The sequence below is a fragment of the Salinicoccus sediminis genome, assembly GCF_000986795.1.
Classification (GTDB): domain Bacteria; phylum Bacillota; class Bacilli; order Staphylococcales; family Salinicoccaceae; genus Salinicoccus; species Salinicoccus sediminis.
The window spans coordinates 13368-36388 of record NZ_LAYZ01000023.1; the positions used below are offsets into that span (position 1 = coordinate 13368).

Consider the following 23021-nt stretch of genomic DNA (forward strand, 5'->3'; position numbering starts at 1 on the left):
AATCAACCCTTCCTGCTTAACTGGAGCATGCTTACTGGAATCCCTGTCTCTTTGTCGTTGCCGCCAAGGTAGAAGCCCCATGCAAAGACCCCTTTTATATATTCCACTTTAAAATAAAAATCCTCGTTGCTGACAATCTTATATATTTTCCCCGGTTCGATCTGTGACAGATCGATCAGATAGCTCTCTGCAATCAGCACCTGGCGTTCATACACCCGGTATTCATTTTCGATTCCCATCATTTCTGACTTGCGCATCTTTTCCCGTTTATCGACAATGTACGCTTCTATTTCACGCCTTGTCATTTTGTTAAATGAACTCATCATCTATACCGCCTAACTTTTTCTGGATCATATCGTAATTATAGCCTCTCCCCATCAGCGCCTGTACCAATTTCTGCCTGGATGCATACGAGCCGTCCTTTTTCATATGCTTATTGTAGTACTTTTCAAAGTCTTTCTCAAAATGGGAAGTCTCATCGAATTCATCATCATCAAATGTAATCATGTCCATATGGTCTTGATTATACCCTTTTTGATAGAGCTTCTCCTGCAATTTCATCCTGAACTGACGATAGGCGCCCCTGTGCTTTTTCAGTTCCCTGGCTTTTATCCGGTTCATGCGCTCACGGTCGATTTCAGAATCGAACGCATCCGCCATACGCATGATGATATCCTGGTCGACCTGATGCTTCTTAAGTTCACGCACAAGTGAGCCCGGGCCTTTGTCACTGGTGTTCAGCATCGTATTCTTCAATGCTACAGCATAGTGATTGTCATTGAGATAGCCTTCATCCTTAAGCCTGTGGATGGTCTCTGAAATGACCTCGGGGCCGTAGTCCTCTGACAGATATTGATGCATTTCACTGATGGAACGCAGTTTATAACTGATATATTTAAGCGCCTCTACATAAGCCTGGTCATATTGGATAGCCTGCATGATCCGCTCGTATTCCGCCTCGTCAAGTTCGGTGCCCTTCATCAGACGGTACCGGACGAGTGATTCCTCATGTGCCTTGAAGGAATCACCATTGTCCATGACTATTTTGAACATGCCGCCCTTTTGTTCAACAACTTTCTCAATCTGCATTCAACTCACCCTAATCAAAAAGATCATTCGCAAAGAATTCCCTGAGCGCCTTCGATCTGTCACGCCTGTGCTTACGGTGTTCAGCCCTTTCCTCTCCGGTTTCGTCCAGCCACTTCAACCTGTCATTATCCGGTATGAGCGCCGGCACACTGATTGGTTTTTTGTCATCACTGAGTGCCACGAAAGTCAGGAAACTGAAAGCTGCGAGACTGACCTCTCCCGATTCTTCCAGTTCCTCTTTTGAAATCTTGACCAGCACTTCCATCGATGAGGTACCGGTATGGGTGACCATCGCCTCCAAAATGACGACATCACCCAGATTGATCGGTTCCAGGAAATCCACCGAGTCGATGGATGCTGTCACCACTTTCGATCTCGAATGGCGCCTCGCTGCAATCGAAGCCACATCATCTATGTATTCCAACAGCCGGCCGCCGTAAAGTGTCTGATGATTGTTCGTATCAGGCGGAAGTACATTCGAAGTCTTTACTGTATATGACTCTGACATTTTCTTTTCCATGCTATCCCCTCCATGTTCAGCAATACTATAATAGCATATTTTGAGCATAAAAAAAGAAGGGATAGACGATATCCCTTCCTGAAAATCATCGGTGTGGATGATTTATATTTTACGCTCCAGCGCTTCCTCCGGAGTATCGACGACCAGCGCATCCTTGCCGGGGAGCGCTTTGGTCAGAAAGTACGACAACACTGCCGAAAATGCGAAAATGGCAAAGAGAAATGCTGCAAGTACTAGAAACATCATTGCAAAACTCATAGGTATCCTCCTATTGGACTTTTCTTATTAACTCAATTTTATCATATTTTCAGCTTTTTGCACCAAGAATTTAAAACGCCCAATTGCCTTTTTCGAAGATTTTCTCTTCTCTTCCATCTTCATCGACGCCGTATATATTGAGTTTTTCAGAACCGATCATGAAATCAACATGGCTGATGGAGTCATTGAGTCCGGCGTGCTCAAGCTCCTCCCGCGACATCGACTTGCCACCTTCTATGCAAAAAGCATACGCGCTGCCGAGTGCGATATGACACGAAGCATTCTCATCAAACAATGTGTTATAGAATAATTTACCCGTATTTGAGATCGGTGAATCATGGGGGACGAGTGCAACTTCGCCAAGATACCTTGCCCCCTCATCGGTGTTCAGCAGATTTTCGAGCACGTCATAACCTGTGTCCGCTTCAAAATCCACCACTTTCCCATCCTTGAACGTAAGTTTGAAATCATCTATTATGTTGCCGCCGTAGCTGAGCGGCAGCGTATTCGAAACATATCCGTTCACGCCTGTCTTTTTCGGGACACTGAAAACTTCCTCCGTTGGCATATTCGCCATGAAACGTTCGCCGTCTTCATTCACACTGGAAGCCCCTGCCCAGAGATGACCTTCAGGCAGTTCCATTACAAAATCTGTGCCCGGTGCCTCATATCGCAATGCTTTGTATTTCCTGCCGTTCAGATAGTCCACTTTCTCGTGCAGCGAACGGTCAAGTTCTTCCCACGCTGCAACCGGGTCCTCAACATCCGCCCGCACAGTGTAGAGTATGAGGTCGAGCAAAGCACTGACAGCTTCATCATCATCTTTATCCGGATAGACAAGCTTAGCCCATTCGACAGAAGGATACCCTGCCACACACCAGCTGTGGTAGTCGGACTGGATTCTGTTCGAAAAGTCCTTGAATGCCCGTCCTGACGCAACCTGCATCGCCTGCAGTTTTTCAGGATCCACACCTTTCAGCAGTTCAGGGGAAGATGAAGTGATGCTCAGGAATCCTGCTTTTTCATCCGAGTAGTACATCCTTTCATCAATCGTCCACTGATGGATGGTACTCAATTCCTCCCTGGACTGATTCTCTGCATGCATGCGTGTCAGAGCATCATCAGTCATACTCACTTTGACTTCTTTGGCACCCTTTTCATACGCTTTTTTTGTCACAAGTCTGATAAGGGGCAGTGCATCCACGCTGGATCTTATAAAAACCCTTCCGTCCTTTTGTACATTCAGACCGGTCTCCACAAGCAGACCGGCATATTTTTCGAGTTTTTCCTCAAACTGTTTCAATGTTGCATCCCCCTTTTTATGAATTTCTGAGTTTGGAAAGTTCTTCGATGATGGCGGACTGTTCAATCGCTGAAATCGATGTCCTTCCGGTCACCATGCTGTGGATTTCTTCAATTTCACCAAGGCTTTCGTCGTTGAAGTCCTCCGGCTTGAACATGCCTTTGTTCACCACATTCAGTTTATCTTCAATATCATTGAGCATTGTACCTTTATCCATATGTAAGCCCTCCGTTTCGTTTCTTCGACATATTCATATTAACAAAGTTCTTATGATAATAAAATTTAAAATCGCGTTATTGGATGAATATAGTTTGAATTTGTTTTAAAATGGTTATAAGCAACTATATCAGTACTCATAAAGGAGAATTTACATGAAAAACAAACTTATTCCCGCAATCCTGATCGGTGCCGCTGTCGGCGCAGGCCTCAGTCTGATTGACAAGGGCACCAGGGACTCAGTGATCAGCGGCTCCAAAGATCTTAAATATTATGCCCAGAACCCGGATGAGGCAAAACAGAAATTCTCTTCCAATTCCGGTCAGCCATCGAAATTCGATTCCCTCAAAGAGGAAGTGATGTTCTGGAAAGATACAATCGAGGAAATCAGACAGAAAAACCCTGAACTTGAGCAATCCATCATGGATGCCAAAGATACATTCATGAAAAAGCGTGACCAGAAACACCTGAATTAAAAAACCGGATATCCGGAGGGCTGACGGCAGTTGGCCCTTTTTTGTTAAAGAGGTGAAATTTCATGACAGAAAACAAGAGCAGTTCAAACTATCTGAACGAGGCGAAGATGACGGAAAAAGAGAACAAAGCTAAAGACGCCGGGGGAAACAGTGACGACATATTCGTCGATGAAGTGAAGTTCAAATCCAAGGCTCCCAAAAATCCCGATGAGGAAATATATGTTTCCAAAATCAACAAGCCCGCAAAGATAAAAGGTGATCCAAATTTCTTCCAGAGCCTGATGTTCCAGTTTTCAAAAGATAATACGTCGGGGATGGCGGCACAGCTTGCCTACTATTTCCTGCTGGCAATCTTCCCGCTGCTGATCTTCCTTCTGACACTGGTGCCTTTATTCCAGATTGACCAGGCCACACTAACTCAGATGATCCAGGACTATGCACCCGCTGATATTGCCGGCACGCTGGAAGGAATAATCAGCGATGTCATGACATCATCAAGCGGCGGTCTGCTTTCTGTCGGCCTGATCGTTACCCTATGGTCCGCTTCAAACGGCATGACAGCCCTTATGAATGCATTCAATGTTGCATATGACATAGAAGATAACAGGAATTTCATCGTCGCAAAGCTCCTATCCATAGTATTCACAGTAATACTCGCCCTGTCCGTCATACTGACTTTCGTACTTATTGTATTTGGTGAGCAGATTGGTAATCTCATGTTCGGTGTGATTGGCCTGGACCAGCAGTTCCAGACACTATGGAATCTTATCAGGAGCGTTCTGCCGCTACTTCTCGTGTTCGTCGTATTCCTTGTCATGTATACGACAGCACCGAATATCAGGCTGAAAGTGAAGTCGGTCATCCCCGGCACATTGTTTACGACAGTCACTTTCCTTGTGGCTTCATGGGTCTTCAGTTTCTACATTTCCAATTTCGGAAACTACTCAGCGACGTATGGCAGTATTGCCGGTGTAATCATTTTAATTTTATGGTTGTACATCACTGGTGTTATCATTATATTAGGCGCACAGATAAATGCGATTATGCATAAGCGTACTTTACGAAAAGAGAAAGAGGAAGACAGACAAGATGAGTCTATTGCATGATTTACTCGAGTACAACCAGCAGTTCGTAGAAAACAAAGAGTACGAGAAGTACACGACGACGAAGTCACCGGACAAGAAGATGGTGCTTGTATCCTGCATGGATACAAGGCTCACCGAATTATCCACGAAAGCACTTGGCCTTAAGAATGGGGACATCAAGCATATCCAGAACGCCGGCGCCATGATTGCCCACCCTTACGGCAGTACTATGAGAAGTATCCTTGTGGCAGTCTATATGCTTGGTGCGGATGAAGTCATGATCATGGGCCACCATGACTGTGGTTTCGGAGCCCTCCAGCCTGAACCGGTAATGGAGGAGATGGAAAACCGCGGCATCAACCCAGGTGTCATCGACACATTGAAACACTCAGGCATCGATATAAAAGAATGGCTGAAAGGTTTTGACAGTGTGGAAGAGAGTGTGACAGAGAACGTTGCGAAAGTCAGGCAGCATCCGCTCATGGTCCCTGACATCCCTGTACACGGGGTCGTCATCAATCCTGACGACGGCAAGATCGACCTGGTGACAGACGGCTATGAATACAACTAGAAAATCGAAGGAAAGTGTTATTTTATACCGATTTGAGGTATAATACAGTTAAGGAGGGGATGAAGATGAACTTCAAGGAAAGAGGCACTCCTGAACGCGGCATCGACCGCATGCAAAACGAAGGCGGCGGAGGCTCTGCTCTTAAAGACTTGCTTGAAAGACATCCTGATGAAGAGACTCCCCAAAATACCGATGTCCTTCCGGAAAGTCAGAAGTCTGAAGAAACCGGCAGGCAGGACGACAGGAAAAACCCCGCCTGAACAGGCTGATTTTACAGAAGGACGGCAAAAAGGACTGGAGACTCTGGTATTGACCAGGTCTTCAGTCCTTTTTGTGTACGTTTTGGTCTGTTATCAGTCTTCAACCAGTGTGAGTAGTTTCGGCCCCGCAGCAGTCACAAGGATCGTATGCTCCTTCTGGGCGACGAAACTGCCGTCTTTTGTCTCAAACGCCCAGTCGTTCTTGCCGTCGGTGACGAATGATGCATTGGAGGAGATGAACGGCTCCACTGCTATGACCATGCCCTCCTTCAGCAGGTCATGGTTTGTCGGATCGAAATAGTTCATGATATGCTGCGGCGCATCATGCAGACTTTTCCCGACTCCGTGTCCCGTAAGGTTCTTTATGACATTCAGGCCGTTTTTGCGGGCGACTTTGTGTACTGCGCGTCCGATCTGGCTCACTTTGGTTCCCGGTTTGATCTTTTTGATCGCTTCATCCAGAGCCTCTTCACATACATCGACCACTTTCTGTTTCATCGGATCCTCACTTTCACCCACGATGAATGAAATGCCTGTATCGGCAAAGTAGCCGTTCTTTTTGGCGGACACATCGATATTGACGAGATCCCCCTCTTTGAGCTCCCTTTTTCCGGGGATACCGTGCGCCACTTCCTCGTTGACGCTTATGCATGTAAACCCGGGAAAATCATATTCAGAAACCGGTGCACTCTCTGCCCCCATCTCTTTCAGGAGCTTTCCGCCACGCTCATCTATCTCCTTTGTAGTCATCCCCGCCTTTGTGGATTCCACAAGGGATTTCAGTACTCTGCCGCAAATCTGGCCAATCTCTTCAAGATGTTTCAGTTCTTCATCTGTTTTGATAATCATTATATTCCCTACTTACTTTTAAAAATATGTTTTCAGTTTTTATTATAACAAATTCTTCATGCTATACTGACTATACCGCTTAAATTTAAGAGAAAGAAGTTATGATATGAGTTTAGATATCCGTAAGATCATTGGACCGCGAATCATAAAGACAGGGATTTCCACTTTCCTCACAGCAGTGATATGCATTGTACTGAATCTGCCACCAATATTCGCGGTGATCACGGCAATCGTTACCATAGAACCGACCGCCTACGCTTCTTTGAAAAAGGCATACGTAAGGTTTCCCGCCTCGATCATCGGTGCATTTATCGCAGTCGCTTCCCTCTATCTGTTCGGGGAGAGCGCATTGACATATTCACTGGCTGCAACACTGACCATTTTTGTCACCTACAGATTGAAACTCCATGCCGGCGTCCTCGTCGCTGCCCTCACAGCCGTGGCCATGGTGCCTTCTGTCGGCGATGCGTATTTCTACAATTTCTTTTCACGTCTGGCAACGACTACAATCGGCCTGGCTACCAGTACACTGGTCAATTTTTTTATACTGCCGCCGAAATACACAGATCAGATAGAAGAAATGACCAAGGCAACCACCAAAAAGACGCATCAGCTGCTCGTCAAAAGGATCCGTGAACTTACAGAAGGCCGATTCGTCTCAAAAAGATCCGAGAAGGAATACAGCAGCATCCAGAAGCAGATTACCGAGTCCGAAAAACTGCTGAAATATCAGCAGGATGAATTCAAATATCACAGATCCAACCGCAGTGAAATGCGTCTCATGAACCGTCTTGAACGTGAGAGCCAGTTCAAAAAGCTCTATTTCATCCATGTCGGCAATCTGATCTACCTGCCGGAAAATATAACCATGGACTTCTCTTTCGAGGAGAAGGAGGCGATGGAAGACATTGCACGATGCCTCGCGGGCGATCTCTCCACACTGAAAATGACGAATCCATCCATTCGGTCGTTAAGACGCTGTATCAGAAGGATGGACGGGGAAAATGACGCTTTCAAAATTCATGTCCTCTATGAAATCATCATCATCTACCAGATGATTGTCCAGCATGAAAGGGCCTCCGGGGAAAATAGAAAGGTGAATACTCAAATAAAAGCGGATTAAATGCACTATAGGAAGTCATATATTGTCAGGTTCCGGTATGTCCGCTCTGACAGATGGGAGACTGTCACCCCGATGAGCCTGATGGGCTCATCGGGGCTTTTTACATCATGATAGAGCGAATATGCGTAATGGAATATTTCCTCACCACGGAAAATCGGGTTGTCCGTCATCATCTGTTTTGTATGCGTGGCATAGTCCGCCGTCTTCGTTTTCACTGTGACGACCCTTCCCGCGAACTGGTGCCTGTCGAGGTTGCGGCTCACTTTCCCGCTCAAAGTCTCAAGCACCCTCAGAATTTCAGTATCATCATTGATATCATAATTGAAAGTTGTTTCTTTCCCCACTGATTTCCTGATCCTTTCGACTCTGAGCTCCGCTGTACCGATGCCCCTTGCCTTCTGGTAGAGGCCGGAACCCCGCTTTCCGAACTGCTGGATCAGCTCATCTTCCGGCCAGTTGTAGAGATCCTGTCCTGTGTGTATCCCCAGGTCTTTCATCTTCTGTTCCGTTACTGTTCCCACCCCCGGGAACTTTCCAATCGGCATCCCGTTCAGCACGTCCTGCACGTTTCCGTAGTGCAGCACTGTAGTACCTGCAGGCTTATTCATCCCGGAAGCAATCTTGGCCAGATATTTGTTATAGGAAACACCGCTTGAGGAGGTCAGCTTTGTGGCATCATAGATCTCCTTTTGTATGCTGAGGGCAATCGAGCGTGCCGTCCGTTCCCTGGAGACGAGATGGGTGATATCAAGGTAGGCTTCATCAAGCGAGAGCGGTTCAACCACCTCGGTGTATTTCAGGAAAATTTCCATGACCGTTTTTGATATTTCCTTATATACCTCGAACCTCGGAGGCAGGTATATGCCGTCCGGACACAGTTTATGCGCCTGTTTCGTCGGCATGGCAGAGTGCACGCCGTATTTACGCGCTTCGTAACTGGCAGTGGAGACCACCCCCCTGCTCCATGATTTTCCGCCGACGATGACCGGTTTGCCGCGATACTCCGGGTAGTCCCGCTGCTCAACCTGGGCGAAAAATGCATCCATATCAATATGAATAATTCTTCTCTCCATTTTTCTCACCTGACATTAATTCTTTATCACTTCATTATAACACAAAAGCGAACTTACGTTCGCTTTTGTTCATCCATTATCAGGCTGTGCTTCATACAGCGTCATGCCGACATCCGTATCTTCGGCATATTCCAAATTCCTGTATTTCATCATCAGGTACACATAATAGAAGTCACCCGCGCAGCCGCCTGTGTGTATGGCCAGTATATATTTAATGGAAGGATGCAAAAATGCAAACATCAGAAGAAGCAGCAACGCTGTGATTACGATGAATGGCATTAAAATGATGACCATATACTGTTTCCTTGTATACACCGAACCCGGTGCTGTGGCATAAAGCATCCCTGATGTGTAGCCGAATTTGATCCGGGAGGACGGGGAAAACAATTTGAAGAACAGCCCGTGTATCCCTTCGTGTACAGTGAACACCGCAAACAAGAGTGCCAGCGCAAGCAATATTCCACCGAAGGCGATCCGGAACTCCACACCGCCGTCCGCCACCTGAGACAGGAACGCCCTTCCGTCCACAAAGATTGGTGGTATCAGCATGGCGATGGTGATGACAAGCGAAATCACCGCTATTTTGTTCAGTGTCTTCCTGTCTTCAAAGATGTCCAGTACATACTTATCTATTTTCTCTCACCCTTTCCAGCACGATACCGTAGTGATGCGCTTCGTGTATCTTTGCCAATTTCACTGACTGTATGATATTCGGGCAGCCGGCTACCGGATCTGGATATCTGACCCGGTAAAGCGCGTCGCTGTCCAGACCGTCCAAAGTCTTTTTAAGTTTCTCTGTCTCATCTTCAAGCATCATGCGGAGCTCGCCTTTGGAATATTCCCTCTTCATTTGCGGTACCAGGATGGCCGGTGACTTCATCGTTTCCCCTGCGTATATATTCTCCATATGCGCGTCATACTCAGCCGGAGATTGACGGTACAGCTTTAAAATTGCACGCGCCGGCGGGTTGTACATACCCGAAAGCATACGGAAATACTTTAAAAGCAGCCAGCAATGGTAGATCACCTCTCCCACACTCCACTTATCCGGCACGTCTCTTCTGTACAGATCATCATTGAACTCGACGGTGCTGAAATAATCGTTGCGCAGTGCTTCCAGTTCTTCAAAAATCTCTTCAAGTTCCCTGTGCATCGATACCACTCCCTGTATTTTATGGAACTCAGTCCAGAAACTTATAACCGACACCCCACACCGTTTCTATGAATTTGGCCTCAGGACTCTCGATCTTTTCCCGGATCTTTCTGATATGGACAGTCACCGTGCTGATATCCCCAACGGCCTCAACACCCCATAGCCGGTCGAAGAGATGTTCCCTTGAAAAGACCTGATTGGGGTGTGTGGCCAGAAAATTCAGCACATCGAATTCCTTTGCAGTGAGACTGACTGTTTCACCATAAAGCGTGACCATCCTTGATTCCGCGTCTATGGCCAGACCGTTTGTTTCCGTACTTCCATCTGGTGAATATTTATCTTTTATCCGTTTAAACCTCGTCAGATGGGATTTCACCCTGGCGACGAGTTCAGTGGGACTGAACGGCTTGACAATGTAATCATCCGCCCCAAGATTCAGCCCCCTTACAATATCGATATCCGATTGTTTGGCTGTCACCATCAGAATCGGCACATCCACTTCATCGCGTATCTTTTTGAGTATTTGAAAGCCATCCATATCCGGCAGCATTATATCCAGCACAATCAGGTCATAACTTCCGGTATAGATCATACGGACGCCTGCGTTCCCACTCAGTGCGATATCTGCATGGATACCGCCCACTTCCAGATAATCCCGTTCAATTTCGGCTATGCTCTCATCATCTTCAACAATTAATACCCTTGTCATTTTATACCCCCGCTCAAAGGAAGTCCGACTGTAACCTCTGTACCTCTTTCCGGCTCGCTTTCAATATCTATATACCCGTCATGGTTCTCTATGATGCTTTTTACAATTGAAAGACCAAGACCGCTGCCCCCTGTATTCTTATTGCGGGAGGAATCTTCCCTGTAGAATGGCTGGAACACTTTGGACAATGCCTCCCTGCCGATTCCTTTTCCGTTGTCGCTGACTATGACCCGGGCATGATCGTCTGCAGTACTGAGCTGGACTCGGATACTATGTTTTTCATGCATCCTGTATTTGATACTGTTATTCAGTATGTTCACAAATACCCGGAAAAGCTTCGACCTGTCTGCCGGAATGATGGTTTCACCTGCAATATTTTCAAACGACAGTTCAATGCCTGACTCCTCCAATTCAAGTTTCATCTCATCAATGATGTGGCTCAAAAGCTGGTCCAGTCCGATATTTTCGGTAAGAAGTCCAGCACGCCCCTCATCCAACCTGGAAAATAAGGATAACTCGTCAATCAGAGTATCGAGTTCATCCGCTTTGGCAGCAATCGTCTTCAAATATTTCTCCCTCTTTTCAGGAGTTTTGGCCACGCCGTCTATGAGCCCGTCCACATAGCCCTTCATGGAGGTTACGGGCGTTCTGAGATCGTGGCCGATACCCGCAATCATGTGTCTTTTTTCTTCTTCATACGTCTCATTCAGTTCTTTCTCCATCTTCAATCTACGGCGCATCTCATCAAACTCGCGGGCGAGTGCGGAAATTTCATCCCTTCCTCCGGTCTCCACTTTAACATCAAGGTTCCCCTCCCCCATTTCCTTTGTTGCAGCACTCAGCCTGTCAAGGGGACTGATGATGCTTCTTGCAAGCATGAGGATGAGCATGGTGTTGATGAGGATGACTGAAAGTACGAAGAGTACAAATCTCACCGTTGTGAATTGACCCATGTTTTCTTCATTTATATCCATCCCCGGAGCGATGAAAAATAGATAGCCCAGACTTATTTCAATGACAAAGAAGGCTGACACAGGCAGTATGATCAGCAGTACACTGGAAAGCGCCAGCCTTTGTTTTATCGTCATTGTGAATCTCTCCCTTTTGTACTATCTTATCAACTTGCGTATGATGAATGCCACCCCGCCGAGCAGAACTCCCATCATTGTACCTGTCACGAGGCTGCTTACCACAGCCGCCGTCCGGGTAACGATTATGCTGATGTAATCCGGAGCGCCTGCGAGATTTCCCCCGAGTTTCAGCACGTCAGGGAAATAAACAGTCCAGAATATCTGATGAACCAGCGCCAGCATAATGCCAAAGACGATGCCTGCAGCGAGCAGCATCCTGAATGGATGTGCATCTTCACACCAGACCGCCATCGCAACCCAGATGAGAACCGGAACAAAAACAAACAATGAATTGATAAATGTACCTTCCGTCAACCATCCCAAATCATGCAGGACAACGCGCGGCACAGCGAGCAGTGCCAAAAATATAATTCTCCAAAATGATATACCCGTAAATTTTCTCATGATCATTCTCCTTTTATTATGCTTTAAACAAAGGATAATCGATGAAAATGATCAAATTCTGAAGTATATATTAAATATTTCTTAAGTTTTCCACATACCATCATTTCAGTTTGCGTTATAATGTTCCACGGGAGTGATTTACATGTCAACATACACAATTGTTGGAGGCGGTATTGTGGGTGCCTCCATCGGCTATCATCTTGTGAAGGCAGGACATACGGTTACATTGTATGACCGTGCGGATTCCGGGCAGGCCACTGCTGCTTCAGCAGGCATCATCGCCCCATGGATCAGTCAGAAGCGCAATAAGGACTGGTACCGGCTGGTGACTGCCGGAGCGAAATACTATCCGGAATTTGTTAAAAAGATTGAAACTGAGACCGGCGTCTCGACCGGGTACAAGCAGGAAGGTGTACTCTCTTTGTTCAAAGATGATACGGTACTCGAAAAAGGATTCAAACGGATCCATTCGAAGAAGGAAAATGCCCCTGAGATGGGGGAGGTCTATAAAGTGTCACGGGAAGATGTTAAAAAGATGCATCCCCATCTTACCGACCTCTATCCCGGTGTCTATGTGGAAGGCGGCGGCCAGATAGAGGGAGCCAGCCTGCTGAAGGCTCTCAAAGCGGGATTCCTCCATCATGGCGGCCGGTGGATCAATGAGGATTTTAACTCAAGTAAGACTGAAGGACTCCTGATCTACGCTTCAGGCGCCTGGGCCGTCGAGCAGGGCTACGCGCCAAAGATCCGTCACCAGCGTTCCGAAGTGTTCCACTTCGAAGTCGATGAAGCGGAGAAAGTGACGGATACACCTGTCGTCATGGCGCTCGGGCCCATCTATCTTGTCGAACTCGGTGCAAACAAATATGCAATCGGCACGACGCACACAGAAACTGAAAGTTTCTCCACTGAACCCTCCAGGGAAAACTATGACTATTTGAGAGGGCTCGCACAACGGTATTTTCCCGGTTCAAACATCAGAGATATCAGCATGATGGTCGGTCTCAAACCATTCGCACGCGATTATATGCCATATATAGGGTATGCCGAAGAGAACGTGTTCATAGTAAACGGTCTCGGCTCTACCGGACTCACAGCAAGCCCGGTGCTCGGAAGGGAAATCGTAAAGTTCCTGAATGGTGAAGAGACAGAACTTGACTTCGGTGACTATTCATATATCTAAATGAGGCTGGGGCATAAGTCCTGAAGATATAAAAATAATCGATTATACTTTAAAAGCCGGACGTTGGACTTCTGGGGGAATGGCATCTGCGTGAGACTACAGGCTCACACAGATGCCCCGGAAAAGCTAACGTCCGGCTTATTTATGACGGGAATAGTATTGTCCCAGCCTCGTTTTCATATCAAAGTGATGGTCACGGTAATAACGTAATATATGAGCAATACTGCATTTATGACGAGCAGTACTGTCGACAATGTATTTTTTCTGAACCTGAAATTCACCGTGCTGAATAAAGTCCCCAGAATCGAGAGCAGGGAATTCAGGACCCAGATATACGAAGGTTCGAATAAAACCGCAAGGATGACGACCAGTAATGGAATCACTGCACAGAATATTATCAGCATAAGATCCCCCCTTATGCGTTCGAACAGCCGGGTTGCCATTTGCTCCTGAATTCATCAGTAGGCATCGCATGCCTCTTAGCGAAAAATGCCCCCTGCAGTCGCATTTTGATCTCACCGTAATTCATCAGTTGTGACGGTCCAGTACGGAAAGCCCCCTCATACAGCTTTGCCGGCATTTCAGCAACCTGTTTGAATATTAAATATGGATTGACGGCCATTTAACCTTCCCCCTTCAAAAGTAAAACAATATTCCTGAAGAACCCCTTTAAACATTTTTTCATCATTCAGAATATTACAGTATTTTCAAAATAAAATCAATATGCCGTCCCCTGCATGCTTCAAATATACCGTGTCTTATCTATTTCAGAAAATTAACTTTGAAATCCATGCTCCCTTTGGACTATAATGGATGGAAATAGTTTAATCTTGAACGTATCTGGTCCTTGGAAAGAAGGTAGGATATATGAGTATTTTATACAACCAGAGCATTCTGAAAAACTTCTTTTATCTTTACGCAGCACTTTTCATACTGTTCTTATTTAATTTCTTTACAGATATTGCAGCTTTAGGAACCATTGTCAGCATCACGGCATTCGCCGTGCTTTTCATCTCATGGCTTTTTGCATCCCGCCTGTTCAGGATGATTGGCGCCGCATTCGTATCAGTGGGTGTCATTTTGAGCATCACTGCCGGGGAGTCACTGATGACGGTCGTTACCAACACGACGAGCAATCTGCCGCTTTTATTCTTCTTCAGTATACTTCCATGGATTGGTACTGTTGTCAAAGTCGGCGGTCTTGATGAAAGCATCACTGATATGGTCCAGGATGAACAGAACAGGGTCGAGAAGATATACGGCAGAAGTCTGTTCACTACGTACTTTCTCGGTGTGTTCCTGAATCTTTCCGCGATATACATAATCCAGCAGGTGATGAGTGACCTTTTCAAAAAGGCGAGTGTCAGCCTGAGGCACGAGTTCATCATAAAGTCCACCCTCCGCGCATTCTCACTGGCAGTGATCTGGAGCCCGCTCGAAGTCATTGTCGGATTGACCGTCGATTCCACGGGGCTGTCCTATTTCACATTGCTGCCGTGGCTTATATTGTGTTCACTTGTGACCTGCCTGTCCGAAATCTATATTTCGCGCAAAGAGTTCAGGGACGTGACACTCGATGCGCCATTCAAAGATGTAAACAAAAAGGAACTAAGACATTCGATCCTGAAAATGATCGTCCTTCTTGCCAGCTTCATGTCACTCGTAATGACACTCAACATCTTTTCTAACCTGGGGTTCGTAATGACGGTGGCACTGATCATCATTCCGTTTTCGTTCATTACCGCCCTCATAATGCAGAAATTTGAACTGTTCCTAAAAGGCGGCTGGACAGCATGGCGAAACCATAACAACACGCTGCAGAACTTTGCCGTGCTGTTCCTTTCCCTCGGAATTTTTTCCGAAGGATTCAATGTCAGCCCACTGCCCGGACTGATGCAGCAGGTGTTCGGCTACATCGATTCCTTTGTAGTACTGATACTCATTCTGATCATGCTCGTCATTTACGCACTGGCCATGTTCGGCGTCCACCCGATTGCCACACTTGCCATTCTTTTTGAAGTCTTAAGCCCCATCATCAATGCGGACAATGTGCTGAGCATCGCAATCGTCATGATAGTATGCGGCCTGTCCATTGCACCCGCAGCACCATACGGCCTTAACGCAACGATGACTTCACAGTATCTGGGTATCAACCCTTACAGGATTACTAAAACAAATATCGGGTTCGCATTCAGGATGGGCTTCATCACAATCACCATCGCCATGATTCCAATGCTGTTCTGAGCCATGCAAAAAGCCGGGAACCCCCGGCTTTTTGTGTTTCCATATCCAATTACGCCATCAGACCCTGATACATGTATATGAAGATGAACAGGAGCAGCAGGCCGATGATGACAAGGTTCAATATCGCGGCGAGCATCAGCACCACCATCTGCCATCCCTCATAGTTGCGGATGTATTTCACCAGTTTGTAGCCGATGAAAAAGATGAATGGCGCGACGAACAGATAAGAGAAGATCAGCGGTGCATTCGTCTCCGGCTCCAGTTGCAGGACGAACACGGACAGAAGGAATGCGAGCGTCAGGACGATGAAATATGCAAGCGAAATGATCCGGATCATCCGGTGCTCATTACTCCCGAAGAAATACACCACCCCGAGAATAGCTGCTATGTAGATCAAAGCGACAAAATAAATCATGTGTGAATCTCACTTTCGTAAAAATTATATGATTTTCCGGCGTTCAGACAGACCGTAAACCATCAGCCAGAGCGCAAGGACCAGTATGACCGGCAGCATCCATAACTCAAAAGCCGTGCCATAAATATCCGTCTCCCCCGATAATTTGACCTTTCTCAGTATACTATATCATTCCTCATAAAGAAAAACTGCAGACCTCCACGCGGTCTGCAGCATATACTATTTAATAGTCAACATCTGTATCCAGATCTTCACCATTTGTTTCAATCACCTGCTTGTACCAATGGAAGGACTTTTTCCTGTACCTGTCGAGCGTGCCGTTGCCGTCATCATCCTTGTCCACATAAATATATCCATACCGTTTGGACATCTCACTTGTAGACATGGATACGAGGTCGATTGGACCCCAGGACAGATAGCCCATCAGATCCACACCATCTTCGATTGCCTCACTCATCTGCTCGATATGCTTTTTGAGGTAATCGATACGGTAGTCATCGTACACCTTTTTGTCCTCAGTCAACTCGTCATACGCACCGAGACCGTTTTCGACGATGAACTTCGGTAATTATTCGTACTTCCTGGTTTTCCTCCCTCTGATTCCAAAAATAAAAATCTATTTCTCATAATCAACAAAGTCGCCTTTCTTTTTACCAAAAACGATCCCTCTTCCGGATATGATGACTTCTTCACCTGCGTCATTCAGAGCGCTGGCTATATTGTTATTATAGATTTTTTGAATTTTCATAGCGCCAAACTCCCCGTTCACTTATTGCACATTTTAGTTTGCCGTTCCTTTTAAATATATATGTATCTTAACAGAAAATAAAGGTCCGATAACTAAAAAGAGGGAGGCAGTTTTCTGCCTCCCTTTCGTATCAGTTGTCGGAATTGATTATTTTACTGTTGCTTTGACATCCACAGGAATGCCATTCTGGGTCATTTTGGAATAAGGGCATGCCTTATGCGCATCCTGCACATACTGATCGGCATCCGATTGCTCCACACCTTCAAATTCTACTTCGATTTCAGCAGCGAGTTTGAATCCGCCATCAGATTCGTCCTTCTGCAGTTTGGCAGTGGCAATGACCGTTCTTTTTACATCATCTGCACCGGCTTTCTTCAGCACGCCATCAAGTGCACTGTTGTAGCAGGCACTGTATGCCGCTGCAAACAGTTGTTCCGGGTTCGATTCATTCGTATCCTCTCCGGACATTTCTCTAGGCTGTTTCACGTTCATCTTAAATGAATTGTCTTCACTGTGCACTTCGCCGCCGCGTCCACCGGTGTTAAACACTTTTGCTTCATAAATACTCATCTATAATTCAACTCCTTATTAATTGTACATTCAGTCTATTCCTTTAAAATCCCAACCTTAAACATGTTGGATCTTCAGTCTGCGGATAGAATGATTGCTGAATCTTCCAGCGCTGCAGCTGCGGGTCGATCCAGTTCTCGATTACGCCAATGCTCCTGACCTTATTCCTTCCGCCAATGTATTCACGAACTCTTTTGTTCCAAAGACGGGTGCAATGTGTGCAGAGCTGCCGGCATCGTCAAACGGCGGTTCCCCCGCTGTTTTCGATTTCCTGTTTTTTCAGTTCCCTTCTTAAGATCTTGCCACTGATGGTCGTTTTGGGCAACTCTTCCATGACCTCGATCTCTTTGGGTGCAACATGGGCGGCAAGATTGTTCCTGACAAACACCCTTATTTCTTCAAGCAGACCCGGAGTCTGGACGAAACCGTCGCGGAACACGATGAACGCTTTGACGATTACCCACGGACAGGGTCAGGCTTACCGATGACTCCAGCCTCCTGTATCGCTTCATGCTCGATCAGTTTACTTTCGACTTCAAACGGACCGATTCTCTCACCGGAGGAATTGAAGCATCTGCAGTGCCCGGTTGCGTTTCAGTACCGGCCAGTAGTCCCTGAACCTCGTCTGGACATTGATTTCTGCGATGCCGTAGAATTCCTTCCTGTCCTTGGTCCGTATCGCAAATACAGCGAGTACTGTAAACAGCAGTCCGACAGCAGCAAAGGTGAATGACAGTTCTATGAAATAACTGTAAGTGAAATCACCGTACTTGCCGATCAGATACTGTGATGCGTAAATCTGTCCGAACGTGAACAGTGACAGTGTGAATATCGCATCAAAAATCGAGAACAGCGGCCGCTGCCTCGGATGGTTGGTAAGGACGGTCTGTGCGGCGCGCGTCACCGTCGTCTGCATCGTATAGCCGATGATATACAGGAGCTGCAGCAGCACAAAGACGATGAGCTGCAGACTTTGCGGGAAAAGATGCAACACGTTGAACATGAGAAGGAATGTCACCAGCAGTATGATGTTCCCGATGACCATGATTGGTCTGAACTTGCCGAATTTAGTCTCTGTCTTATCCAATATAAAGCCCAGTATCGGGTCCGTGATACTGTCAAAAACACGCATAAGCCCGAGTATCGTACTTACGGTCATGACCGCAAGTCCTGCGACACCGGTGGCATAATATGTGACAAATCCCATACCGAACAGGAACAGATTCGTCGCACTGTTGTTCAGTGCAAAAAACGCAATCTGCCATAATTTCGCTGTATGATATTTTTCTCTTGAGAATTCCCCTCCCAGTTTCGGTCTTGCCATAGAGTCCCACTCCCCTTATTGAGTTACTTTCAAAGCATTTAATTTACAAGTTAAACTAATTAATGGTTTGAATATATCATAATGAAAACCCTTACACAACGCTTTTAACTGATTTTTCGGAATAAGATAAATATTTTAATTTAATGGATAAACAAAAGTGTTTCCAAACAGGGGTTTTGAATATATTTCAGCCATAATAAAAACTGGTTCCCGGTATTCCCGGCAACCAGTTCCATAACTCTCTGCTGTATAGTATATTTACCTTATATCATTCAGCATCCGGTTGATGACCGACAGCGCACCTTTGTATGCTGTTTCTTCATATACATGCCCCAATGATTCTTCATCAATATTCTGTCCTTTTTCCAGCCACAGCTGGTACAGGCTGATGAGTCCGGCGACATGATATTCGATGACATACTCGAAATCTTCCACTTCTTTGATTTCCAGATCCTTTGCATAGCTGATGATGATTTCTCTGAGGCGGGCTTTCAGTTCATGTACAAATCCGGGATCCCCTTTCGGACCGAGCAGCACTGCTATTTTCTCACCGTTCTTTTTGAGATAGTCATTCGTCCCCTCTATGGGCTCGATGATTGTGCCGTCGTTTTTCTTCAGTTCCATGAAAGGGTTGATGATCATTTCTTTATCCGGCATCAGTGATGCTTTCAGTATTTCCAGCGCCTCATTGATATCTATGAAGTATGTGTAAAACGTACCTCTGTTATACCCCGCCTTGTCCGTGATTTCCTTTACTGTAATTTTTGCCATGGGCTTTTCTTTATAAAGTTCCCAGAAGGCATCAAGAAGATTGTTTTTCGTTTCTTCTTTTCGACTCATTTTAGACATATTTCCCCACTTTCAACACTTTCGCCTGGATTGTTTATTGATACAAGCCTGTAATTTAATTAACATATAGTATTGTACAACACGTTGTTGGATTAGTAAAAATAAATATTTTTATATAAGGAGAGAATATATTTTGAAGCTATCGGACTTTTCCATAAGGCGCCCGAACTTTACCATTGTAGTCATGATCATCCTGCTGCTGCTCGGCGCTGTTTCCCTTACCCGCCTGCCTCTGCAGCTGATGCCGAATATTGAACCGCCGGTTGCGGCTGTTGCCACTACGTATCAGGGCGCCGGACCTGAGGAGGTCATGGATGATGTGACCAAGCCCCTTGAGTCGGAGCTCTCCTCACTCAGCGGACTGACGAATATTTCATCACAGTCCCAGGAAAGCTCATCAATCGTCATACTGGAATTTGATTATGACACCAAAATCGAAGATGTAGAGAACGATATCACCCGTGCAATGGATTCTGTCGATCTGCCGGATGAGGCTGGTGAACCGTCTTTCCTCAAATTTGATATTTCCATGATGCCAAGTATTCAGATGGCAGTTACATCGAGCGGTGAAAGCGTCGCTGAATATCAGGATCAGGTCGATGACCTGATCACCGAACTGGAAAATGTCGAAGGAGTCGCCTCAATCACCGAAAATGGCTCGGTTACCGAAGAAATCCAGGTCAACCTGGATACGGAGGCACTGTCCCAATATAACATGAGCCAGAGCGATATCGCCGGCATCATCGAAGCGAACAATATATCCATACCGAACGCCACCGTGACGGATACCGAGGACCGCACGTCCATCTCGACCCGGACAGTCAGCGAGATTGACGGCGTGGAATCCCTGCGCGAGCTTGTTCTTGCGGATCTGCCGGATGACGCCGGTACGGTGACACTCGATGATGTGGCGGAAGTGTCCATCGAAGAACAGTCAAGCGATACTCTCACAAGGATGAACCAGGAAGACGCACTGTCGATTGACGTCATGCTTTCATCGGATGCCAATGCTTCTAGCGTTAATGAAGAGTTCAACAATGTACTCGATGAAAAACTGGATGAAGAGGAATTCAGCAACCTGACAGTGGAAACTCTGTATGATGAAGGGGAATACATCGACATTGCGATAAACAGTGTCTATACATCACTGATTTCAGGCGCCATACTTGCGATGGTTGTCTTGTTCGCCTTCCTCAGAAATCTGAAGGCGCCGCTTATCATCGGCATTGCCATCCCCTTCTCTGTCATCACTACGTTTGCGCTGCTGTTCTTCACTGACATCAGCATCAATATGATGACACTGGGCGGATTGGCACTCGGTATCGGGATGCTTGTCGATAACGCCGTCGTCGTAATAGAAAATATATACAGACACCTGTCCATGGGCAAAAACCCCAAACAGGCTGCAAGTGAAGGCACGAAGGAAGTTGCCTCGGCGATCATTGCATCCACTCTGACGACAGCGGCTGTATTCCTGCCTGTCGTGTTTGTCAGCGGCCTTGTCGGACAGCTCTTCACACCGTTTGCCATAACTGTTGCATTCAGTCTGTTCGGTTCATTATTCATTGCGTTGACCGTCGTACCTATGCTGGCCAGCAGAATTTTGAAAGCACCGGATGAAGACCTGGAGAAGGCCCGCAGCGAAAGATCATACATGAAAACGCTGAGGAGATTCACCAGATGGTCATTGAACCACCGCATACTCGTAATCGTGCTTACGACACTTCTATTGATTGTCAGTGCACTGGGCATTTACAACCAGGGCATCAACCTGCTGCCTGAAAGTGACGAAGGTGCACTTACCATTGAAATCGAAAAGGAACAGGGCACGATTTTTGAAGATACTTTTGAAACAGTTGAAAACATTGAAAATGAGCTCAAGGAATATTCCGAAGTCGATACTTACCTGAGCAACATCGGTTCCACATCGCCGATGATGGCGATGTCGGAAGAACCCAACAAAGCCAGCATAACCGCAACACTTGTCGACCCGGACAGCCGGAGCCTCACCACGAACGATTTCATCAACGAAATCGAGGACGACATTGAAAGCATTGATGAGTCTGCCGAGATAAACATTGTACCGATGTCGCAGTCAGGCATGGGCGGAGAACCGAACACCCTGACCCTCAACGTCTCCGATGATTATGCAGACCGCCTCGCAGAATCCGAAGCCACAATCATACAGGCGCTTGAAGATGACGATCAGATTGAAAGTGTCGAATCCAGCCGTGAAGAGATGGTGCAGGAACTGCAGGTGCAGGTGGACCGTGCAGCAGCCAGGGAAAACGGCCTCCAGCCGGCCCAGATCGGTTCCGCATTGTACGAAGCTTCGAATGGTGTACAGGCATCGACAGTAGAAGATGGCAATGAATTCATATCCATTAACGTGAAGTATCCGGATGACATACTCACAAGTATGGAAGAATTTGAAAATATCGAAATTGCAAACAGTGAAGGTGAGTATATCGCCTTAGAAGAAGTCGCCAATCTCGAGGAAGTGGACATGCTGCCGTTGATCACCAGGGACAGCATGGAGGAAACGAGCGAGCTTACAGTTACGTATGCCGAGGACATGTCACTTAACGAAGCAGGAGCCTACGTGGAAGATATCGTGGCCGACGCTGATTTCAGCGATAATACGCACTATTCCGTCGGCGGAGACCTCGAGATGCTGACAGACGCCATGCCGCAGATGCTGCTGGCGCTGATACTCGGTATTGCATTCATCTACCTCGTGATGGTTGCCCAGTTCGAGTCATTCAAACATCCGTTCATAGTAATCATGGCTGTGCCACTCAGTATCATCGGAGTGATGCTTTCACTGGTCATTACGAATAATCCGCTCAGCATAGTGTCATTCGTCGGAATCATAATGCTGCTCGGCATTGTCGTGAACAACTCCATCCTGCTGGTTGACTATACGAACCAGCAGAAAGAAAAGGGCTATCCTACACTGGAGGCTCTTGAGATGAGTGTGCAGCACCGTTTCCGTCCAATCGTGATTACAGCGCTCACAACAGCACTCGGCATGCTGCCTCTTGCCATGGGCATCGGCGAAGGCGGAGAAATGGTCGCCTCCATGGGTATTGTCGTAATCGGCGGTCTGACAAGCAGTACGGTCTTCACACTCTTCATCATTCCTATCTTCTACAGCTACGTTGACAAGGAAACACGTAAAATGCATAAGAAGTACATGACACCGGACGGGGATGTCATCACCCAGAAGGAAATCGATGCAAAAAAACGTGAGGAAGAACGCAGCCAAAAAGAAGATGCAGACAGCGAATACGATTACGAATCAAGGAACACTGCGCAGAATGCAGACCCCCGGGCACCTGAAGTCGAGGAAAATCAGAATGAAAACTACATCAATGAAATGCAGAAACTGCTGGATAGAATGAAGAATGACAAATCTGATGAATAACTGATAATTAAAAGCCGTCCGGGAAATTTCCCGGACGGCTT

The 23021-nt window shown here is 46.4% G+C and carries 28 protein-coding genes and 2 pseudogenes; 8 read left to right on the top strand and 22 right to left on the bottom strand.

Annotation, left to right across the window (positions count from 1 at the left end):
* Window positions 1–2 precede the first annotated feature (2 nt).
* The 6 genes from WN59_RS08030 to WN59_RS08050 form a co-directional block, all read right to left on the bottom strand.
* Window positions 3–323 carry a YfhH family protein gene (locus WN59_RS08030; RefSeq protein ID WP_065232765.1) on the bottom strand — a complete coding sequence of 107 codons (321 nt, stop codon included), beginning with the start codon at window positions 321–323 and terminating at the stop codon, window positions 3–5.
* The gene (locus WN59_RS08035) at window positions 310–1089 is read right to left on the bottom strand and encodes a regulatory protein RecX (RefSeq protein ID WP_046515470.1); all 780 of its coding nucleotides are present in this window, start codon (window positions 1087–1089) and stop codon (window positions 310–312) included. Before WN59_RS08035 ends, WN59_RS08030 begins: the two co-directional genes overlap by 14 nt.
* Before the next feature lie 10 nt (window positions 1090–1099).
* Window positions 1100–1609 carry an acyl-CoA thioesterase gene (locus WN59_RS08040; RefSeq protein WP_046515473.1) on the bottom strand — a complete coding sequence of 170 codons (510 nt, stop codon included), beginning with the start codon at window positions 1607–1609 and terminating at the stop codon, window positions 1100–1102.
* Window positions 1610–1711: 102 nt separating this feature from the next.
* Window positions 1712–1867, bottom strand: a complete 156-nt coding sequence (locus tag WN59_RS13735; protein WP_197073401.1) for a hypothetical protein — start codon at window positions 1865–1867, stop codon at window positions 1712–1714.
* A gap of 70 nt (window positions 1868–1937) precedes the next feature.
* On the bottom strand, window positions 1938–3170 hold the full coding sequence (locus tag WN59_RS08045) for an aminopeptidase (protein ID WP_046515478.1): 1233 nt from the start codon (window positions 3168–3170) through the stop codon (window positions 1938–1940).
* Window positions 3171–3186: 16 nt separating this feature from the next.
* Complete coding sequence (locus WN59_RS08050) at window positions 3187–3387, bottom strand: DUF1128 family protein (protein ID WP_046515481.1); 201 nt, start codon at window positions 3385–3387, stop codon at window positions 3187–3189.
* A gap of 154 nt (window positions 3388–3541) precedes the next feature.
* On the opposite strand from WN59_RS08050, the gene WN59_RS08055 reads away from it, so the two are divergent.
* The 4 genes from WN59_RS08055 to WN59_RS08070 all read left to right on the top strand — a co-directional run bounded on the left by WN59_RS08055 (window position 3542) and on the right by WN59_RS08070 (window position 5778).
* Window positions 3542–3862 carry a hypothetical protein gene (locus tag WN59_RS08055; protein ID WP_046515485.1) on the top strand — a complete coding sequence of 107 codons (321 nt, stop codon included), beginning with the start codon at window positions 3542–3544 and terminating at the stop codon, window positions 3860–3862.
* Between the two features lie 62 nt (window positions 3863–3924).
* Complete coding sequence (locus WN59_RS08060) at window positions 3925–4968, top strand: YihY/virulence factor BrkB family protein (RefSeq protein ID WP_046515488.1); 1044 nt, start codon at window positions 3925–3927, stop codon at window positions 4966–4968.
* Window positions 4952–5518: a beta-class carbonic anhydrase gene (locus tag WN59_RS08065; protein ID WP_046515493.1), complete on the top strand. Its 567-nt coding sequence runs from the start codon at window positions 4952–4954 to the stop codon at window positions 5516–5518. The genes WN59_RS08060 and WN59_RS08065 overlap by 17 nt, the downstream gene beginning before the upstream one ends.
* Window positions 5519–5583: 65 nt before the next feature.
* The gene (locus WN59_RS08070; RefSeq protein WP_046515497.1) at window positions 5584–5778 is read left to right on the top strand and encodes a hypothetical protein; all 195 of its coding nucleotides are present in this window, start codon (window positions 5584–5586) and stop codon (window positions 5776–5778) included.
* Window positions 5779–5871: 93 nt separating this feature from the next.
* Here the strand turns inward: WN59_RS08070 and map are convergent, their stop codons facing one another.
* A complete protein-coding gene (map, locus tag WN59_RS08075; protein WP_046515500.1) occupies window positions 5872–6627 on the bottom strand; it encodes a type I methionyl aminopeptidase in 756 nt (251 codons plus the stop codon).
* Window positions 6628–6733: 106 nt separating this feature from the next.
* On the opposite strand from map, the gene WN59_RS08080 reads away from it, so the two are divergent.
* Entirely contained in the window at window positions 6734–7750 is a 1017-nt protein-coding gene (locus WN59_RS08080; RefSeq protein ID WP_046515503.1) for an FUSC family protein, read from the top strand.
* Between the two features lie 5 nt (window positions 7751–7755).
* On the opposite strand, the gene dinB is transcribed toward WN59_RS08080, so the two are convergent.
* The 6 genes from dinB to WN59_RS08110 form a co-directional block, all read right to left on the bottom strand.
* Window positions 7756–8823, bottom strand: a complete 1068-nt coding sequence (gene dinB / locus WN59_RS08085) for a DNA polymerase IV (protein ID WP_046515506.1) — start codon at window positions 8821–8823, stop codon at window positions 7756–7758.
* Window positions 8824–8892: 69 nt separating this feature from the next.
* Window positions 8893–9399: a DUF3267 domain-containing protein gene (locus WN59_RS08090; protein WP_231577181.1), complete on the bottom strand. Its 507-nt coding sequence runs from the start codon at window positions 9397–9399 to the stop codon at window positions 8893–8895.
* A gap of 49 nt (window positions 9400–9448) precedes the next feature.
* Window positions 9449–9976, bottom strand: coding sequence for a DinB family protein (locus WN59_RS08095; RefSeq protein ID WP_046515514.1), 528 nt, complete (start codon window positions 9974–9976; stop codon window positions 9449–9451).
* Between the two features lie 28 nt (window positions 9977–10004).
* On the bottom strand, window positions 10005–10685 hold the full coding sequence (locus tag WN59_RS08100) for a response regulator transcription factor (protein ID WP_046515517.1): 681 nt from the start codon (window positions 10683–10685) through the stop codon (window positions 10005–10007).
* Window positions 10682–11773, bottom strand: coding sequence for a sensor histidine kinase (locus WN59_RS08105; RefSeq protein ID WP_046515522.1), 1092 nt, complete (start codon window positions 11771–11773; stop codon window positions 10682–10684). The genes WN59_RS08100 and WN59_RS08105 overlap by 4 nt, the downstream gene beginning before the upstream one ends.
* Before the next feature lie 21 nt (window positions 11774–11794).
* Window positions 11795–12220, bottom strand: a complete 426-nt coding sequence (locus WN59_RS08110) for a hypothetical protein (protein ID WP_052747347.1) — start codon at window positions 12218–12220, stop codon at window positions 11795–11797.
* 142 nt (window positions 12221–12362) lie between these two features.
* On the opposite strand from WN59_RS08110, the gene WN59_RS08115 reads away from it, so the two are divergent.
* Window positions 12363–13403 (top strand): NAD(P)/FAD-dependent oxidoreductase, encoded by a 1041-nt coding sequence (locus WN59_RS08115; RefSeq protein ID WP_046515528.1) that lies wholly within the window; start codon window positions 12363–12365, stop codon window positions 13401–13403.
* Window positions 13404–13579: 176 nt separating this feature from the next.
* On the opposite strand, the gene WN59_RS08120 is transcribed toward WN59_RS08115, so the two are convergent.
* Both WN59_RS08120 and WN59_RS08125 read right to left on the bottom strand, forming a co-directional pair.
* Window positions 13580–13807 carry a hypothetical protein gene (locus WN59_RS08120; RefSeq protein WP_046515532.1) on the bottom strand — a complete coding sequence of 76 codons (228 nt, stop codon included), beginning with the start codon at window positions 13805–13807 and terminating at the stop codon, window positions 13580–13582.
* A gap of 11 nt (window positions 13808–13818) precedes the next feature.
* Complete coding sequence (locus WN59_RS08125; RefSeq protein WP_046515535.1) at window positions 13819–14025, bottom strand: hypothetical protein; 207 nt, start codon at window positions 14023–14025, stop codon at window positions 13819–13821.
* Between the two features lie 245 nt (window positions 14026–14270).
* Here WN59_RS08125 and WN59_RS08130 point away from each other — a divergent pair, with 245 nt between their 5' ends.
* Window positions 14271–15647, top strand: a complete 1377-nt coding sequence (locus WN59_RS08130; protein ID WP_046515538.1) for a hypothetical protein — start codon at window positions 14271–14273, stop codon at window positions 15645–15647.
* A gap of 49 nt (window positions 15648–15696) precedes the next feature.
* Here WN59_RS08130 and WN59_RS08135 read toward each other — a convergent pair whose 3' ends face one another.
* The 7 genes and pseudogenes from WN59_RS08135 to WN59_RS08160 all read right to left on the bottom strand — a co-directional run bounded on the left by WN59_RS08135 (window position 15697) and on the right by WN59_RS08160 (window position 19544).
* Window positions 15697–16062, bottom strand: coding sequence for a hypothetical protein (locus WN59_RS08135; RefSeq protein WP_046515543.1), 366 nt, complete (start codon window positions 16060–16062; stop codon window positions 15697–15699).
* Window positions 16063–16285: 223 nt separating this feature from the next.
* Window positions 16286–16630: pseudogene (locus tag WN59_RS08140) on the bottom strand (family 1 glycosylhydrolase); the annotation flags it as partial.
* A 48-nt stretch (window positions 16631–16678) separates the two neighbouring features.
* Window positions 16679–16810, bottom strand: a complete 132-nt coding sequence (locus WN59_RS13545; protein ID WP_082099222.1) for a CAT RNA binding domain-containing protein — start codon at window positions 16808–16810, stop codon at window positions 16679–16681.
* A 147-nt stretch (window positions 16811–16957) separates the two neighbouring features.
* The gene (locus tag WN59_RS08145) at window positions 16958–17380 is read right to left on the bottom strand and encodes an Ohr family peroxiredoxin (protein WP_046515549.1); all 423 of its coding nucleotides are present in this window, start codon (window positions 17378–17380) and stop codon (window positions 16958–16960) included.
* A 238-nt stretch (window positions 17381–17618) separates the two neighbouring features.
* Window positions 17619–17947: pseudogene (locus WN59_RS13955) on the bottom strand (AMP-binding enzyme); the annotation flags it as partial.
* Window positions 17934–18704, bottom strand: coding sequence for an MFS transporter (locus WN59_RS08155; RefSeq protein ID WP_408005400.1), 771 nt, complete (start codon window positions 18702–18704; stop codon window positions 17934–17936). The gene WN59_RS08155 and the pseudogene WN59_RS13955, both read right to left, overlap by 14 nt.
* 258 nt (window positions 18705–18962) lie before the next feature.
* Window positions 18963–19544 (bottom strand): TetR/AcrR family transcriptional regulator, encoded by a 582-nt coding sequence (locus WN59_RS08160; RefSeq protein ID WP_197073402.1) that lies wholly within the window; start codon window positions 19542–19544, stop codon window positions 18963–18965.
* 142 nt (window positions 19545–19686) lie between these two features.
* Between WN59_RS08160 and WN59_RS08165 the strand changes: the two genes are divergently transcribed.
* A complete protein-coding gene (locus WN59_RS08165; RefSeq protein ID WP_046515559.1) occupies window positions 19687–22980 on the top strand; it encodes an efflux RND transporter permease subunit in 3294 nt (1097 codons plus the stop codon).
* The last annotated feature ends 41 nt before the right edge of the window (window positions 22981–23021 follow it).

Coding starts and splice junctions, on each gene's coding strand:
- WN59_RS08030 (WP_065232765.1), bottom strand. CDS start 323: ATGAGTTCATTTAACAAAATGACAAGGCGTGAAATAGAAGCGTACATT.
- WN59_RS08105 (WP_046515522.1), bottom strand. CDS start 11,773: ATGACGATAAAACAAAGGCTGGCGCTTTCCAGTGTACTGCTGATCATA.
- dinB (WP_046515506.1), bottom strand. CDS start 8,823: ATGGAGAGAAGAATTATTCATATTGATATGGATGCATTTTTCGCCCAG.
- WN59_RS08035 (WP_046515470.1), bottom strand. CDS start 1,089: ATGCAGATTGAGAAAGTTGTTGAACAAAAGGGCGGCATGTTCAAAATA.
- WN59_RS08055 (WP_046515485.1), top strand. CDS start 3,542: ATGAAAAACAAACTTATTCCCGCAATCCTGATCGGTGCCGCTGTCGGC.
- WN59_RS08065 (WP_046515493.1), top strand. CDS start 4,952: ATGAGTCTATTGCATGATTTACTCGAGTACAACCAGCAGTTCGTAGAA.
- map (WP_046515500.1), bottom strand. CDS start 6,627: ATGATTATCAAAACAGATGAAGAACTGAAACATCTTGAAGAGATTGGC.
- WN59_RS08155 (WP_408005400.1), bottom strand. CDS start 18,704: ATGGCAAGACCGAAACTGGGAGGGGAATTCTCAAGAGAAAAATATCAT.
- WN59_RS08070 (WP_046515497.1), top strand. CDS start 5,584: ATGAACTTCAAGGAAAGAGGCACTCCTGAACGCGGCATCGACCGCATG.
- WN59_RS08135 (WP_046515543.1), bottom strand. CDS start 16,062: ATGATTTATTTTGTCGCTTTGATCTACATAGCAGCTATTCTCGGGGTG.
- WN59_RS08060 (WP_046515488.1), top strand. CDS start 3,925: ATGACAGAAAACAAGAGCAGTTCAAACTATCTGAACGAGGCGAAGATG.
- WN59_RS08125 (WP_046515535.1), bottom strand. CDS start 14,025: ATGGCCGTCAATCCATATTTAATATTCAAACAGGTTGCTGAAATGCCG.
- WN59_RS08115 (WP_046515528.1), top strand. CDS start 12,363: ATGTCAACATACACAATTGTTGGAGGCGGTATTGTGGGTGCCTCCATC.
- WN59_RS08095 (WP_046515514.1), bottom strand. CDS start 9,976: ATGCACAGGGAACTTGAAGAGATTTTTGAAGAACTGGAAGCACTGCGC.
- WN59_RS08050 (WP_046515481.1), bottom strand. CDS start 3,387: ATGGATAAAGGTACAATGCTCAATGATATTGAAGATAAACTGAATGTG.
- WN59_RS08160 (WP_197073402.1), bottom strand. CDS start 19,544: ATGAGTCGAAAAGAAGAAACGAAAAACAATCTTCTTGATGCCTTCTGG.
- WN59_RS08100 (WP_046515517.1), bottom strand. CDS start 10,685: ATGACAAGGGTATTAATTGTTGAAGATGATGAGAGCATAGCCGAAATT.
- WN59_RS13735 (WP_197073401.1), bottom strand. CDS start 1,867: ATGAGTTTTGCAATGATGTTTCTAGTACTTGCAGCATTTCTCTTTGCC.
- WN59_RS13545 (WP_082099222.1), bottom strand. CDS start 16,810: ATGAAAATTCAAAAAATCTATAATAACAATATAGCCAGCGCTCTGAAT.
- WN59_RS08040 (WP_046515473.1), bottom strand. CDS start 1,609: ATGGAAAAGAAAATGTCAGAGTCATATACAGTAAAGACTTCGAATGTA.
- WN59_RS08130 (WP_046515538.1), top strand. CDS start 14,271: ATGAGTATTTTATACAACCAGAGCATTCTGAAAAACTTCTTTTATCTT.
- WN59_RS08145 (WP_046515549.1), bottom strand. CDS start 17,380: ATGAGTATTTATGAAGCAAAAGTGTTTAACACCGGTGGACGCGGCGGC.
- WN59_RS08110 (WP_052747347.1), bottom strand. CDS start 12,220: ATGAGAAAATTTACGGGTATATCATTTTGGAGAATTATATTTTTGGCA.
- WN59_RS08080 (WP_046515503.1), top strand. CDS start 6,734: ATGAGTTTAGATATCCGTAAGATCATTGGACCGCGAATCATAAAGACA.
- WN59_RS08120 (WP_046515532.1), bottom strand. CDS start 13,807: ATGCTGATAATATTCTGTGCAGTGATTCCATTACTGGTCGTCATCCTT.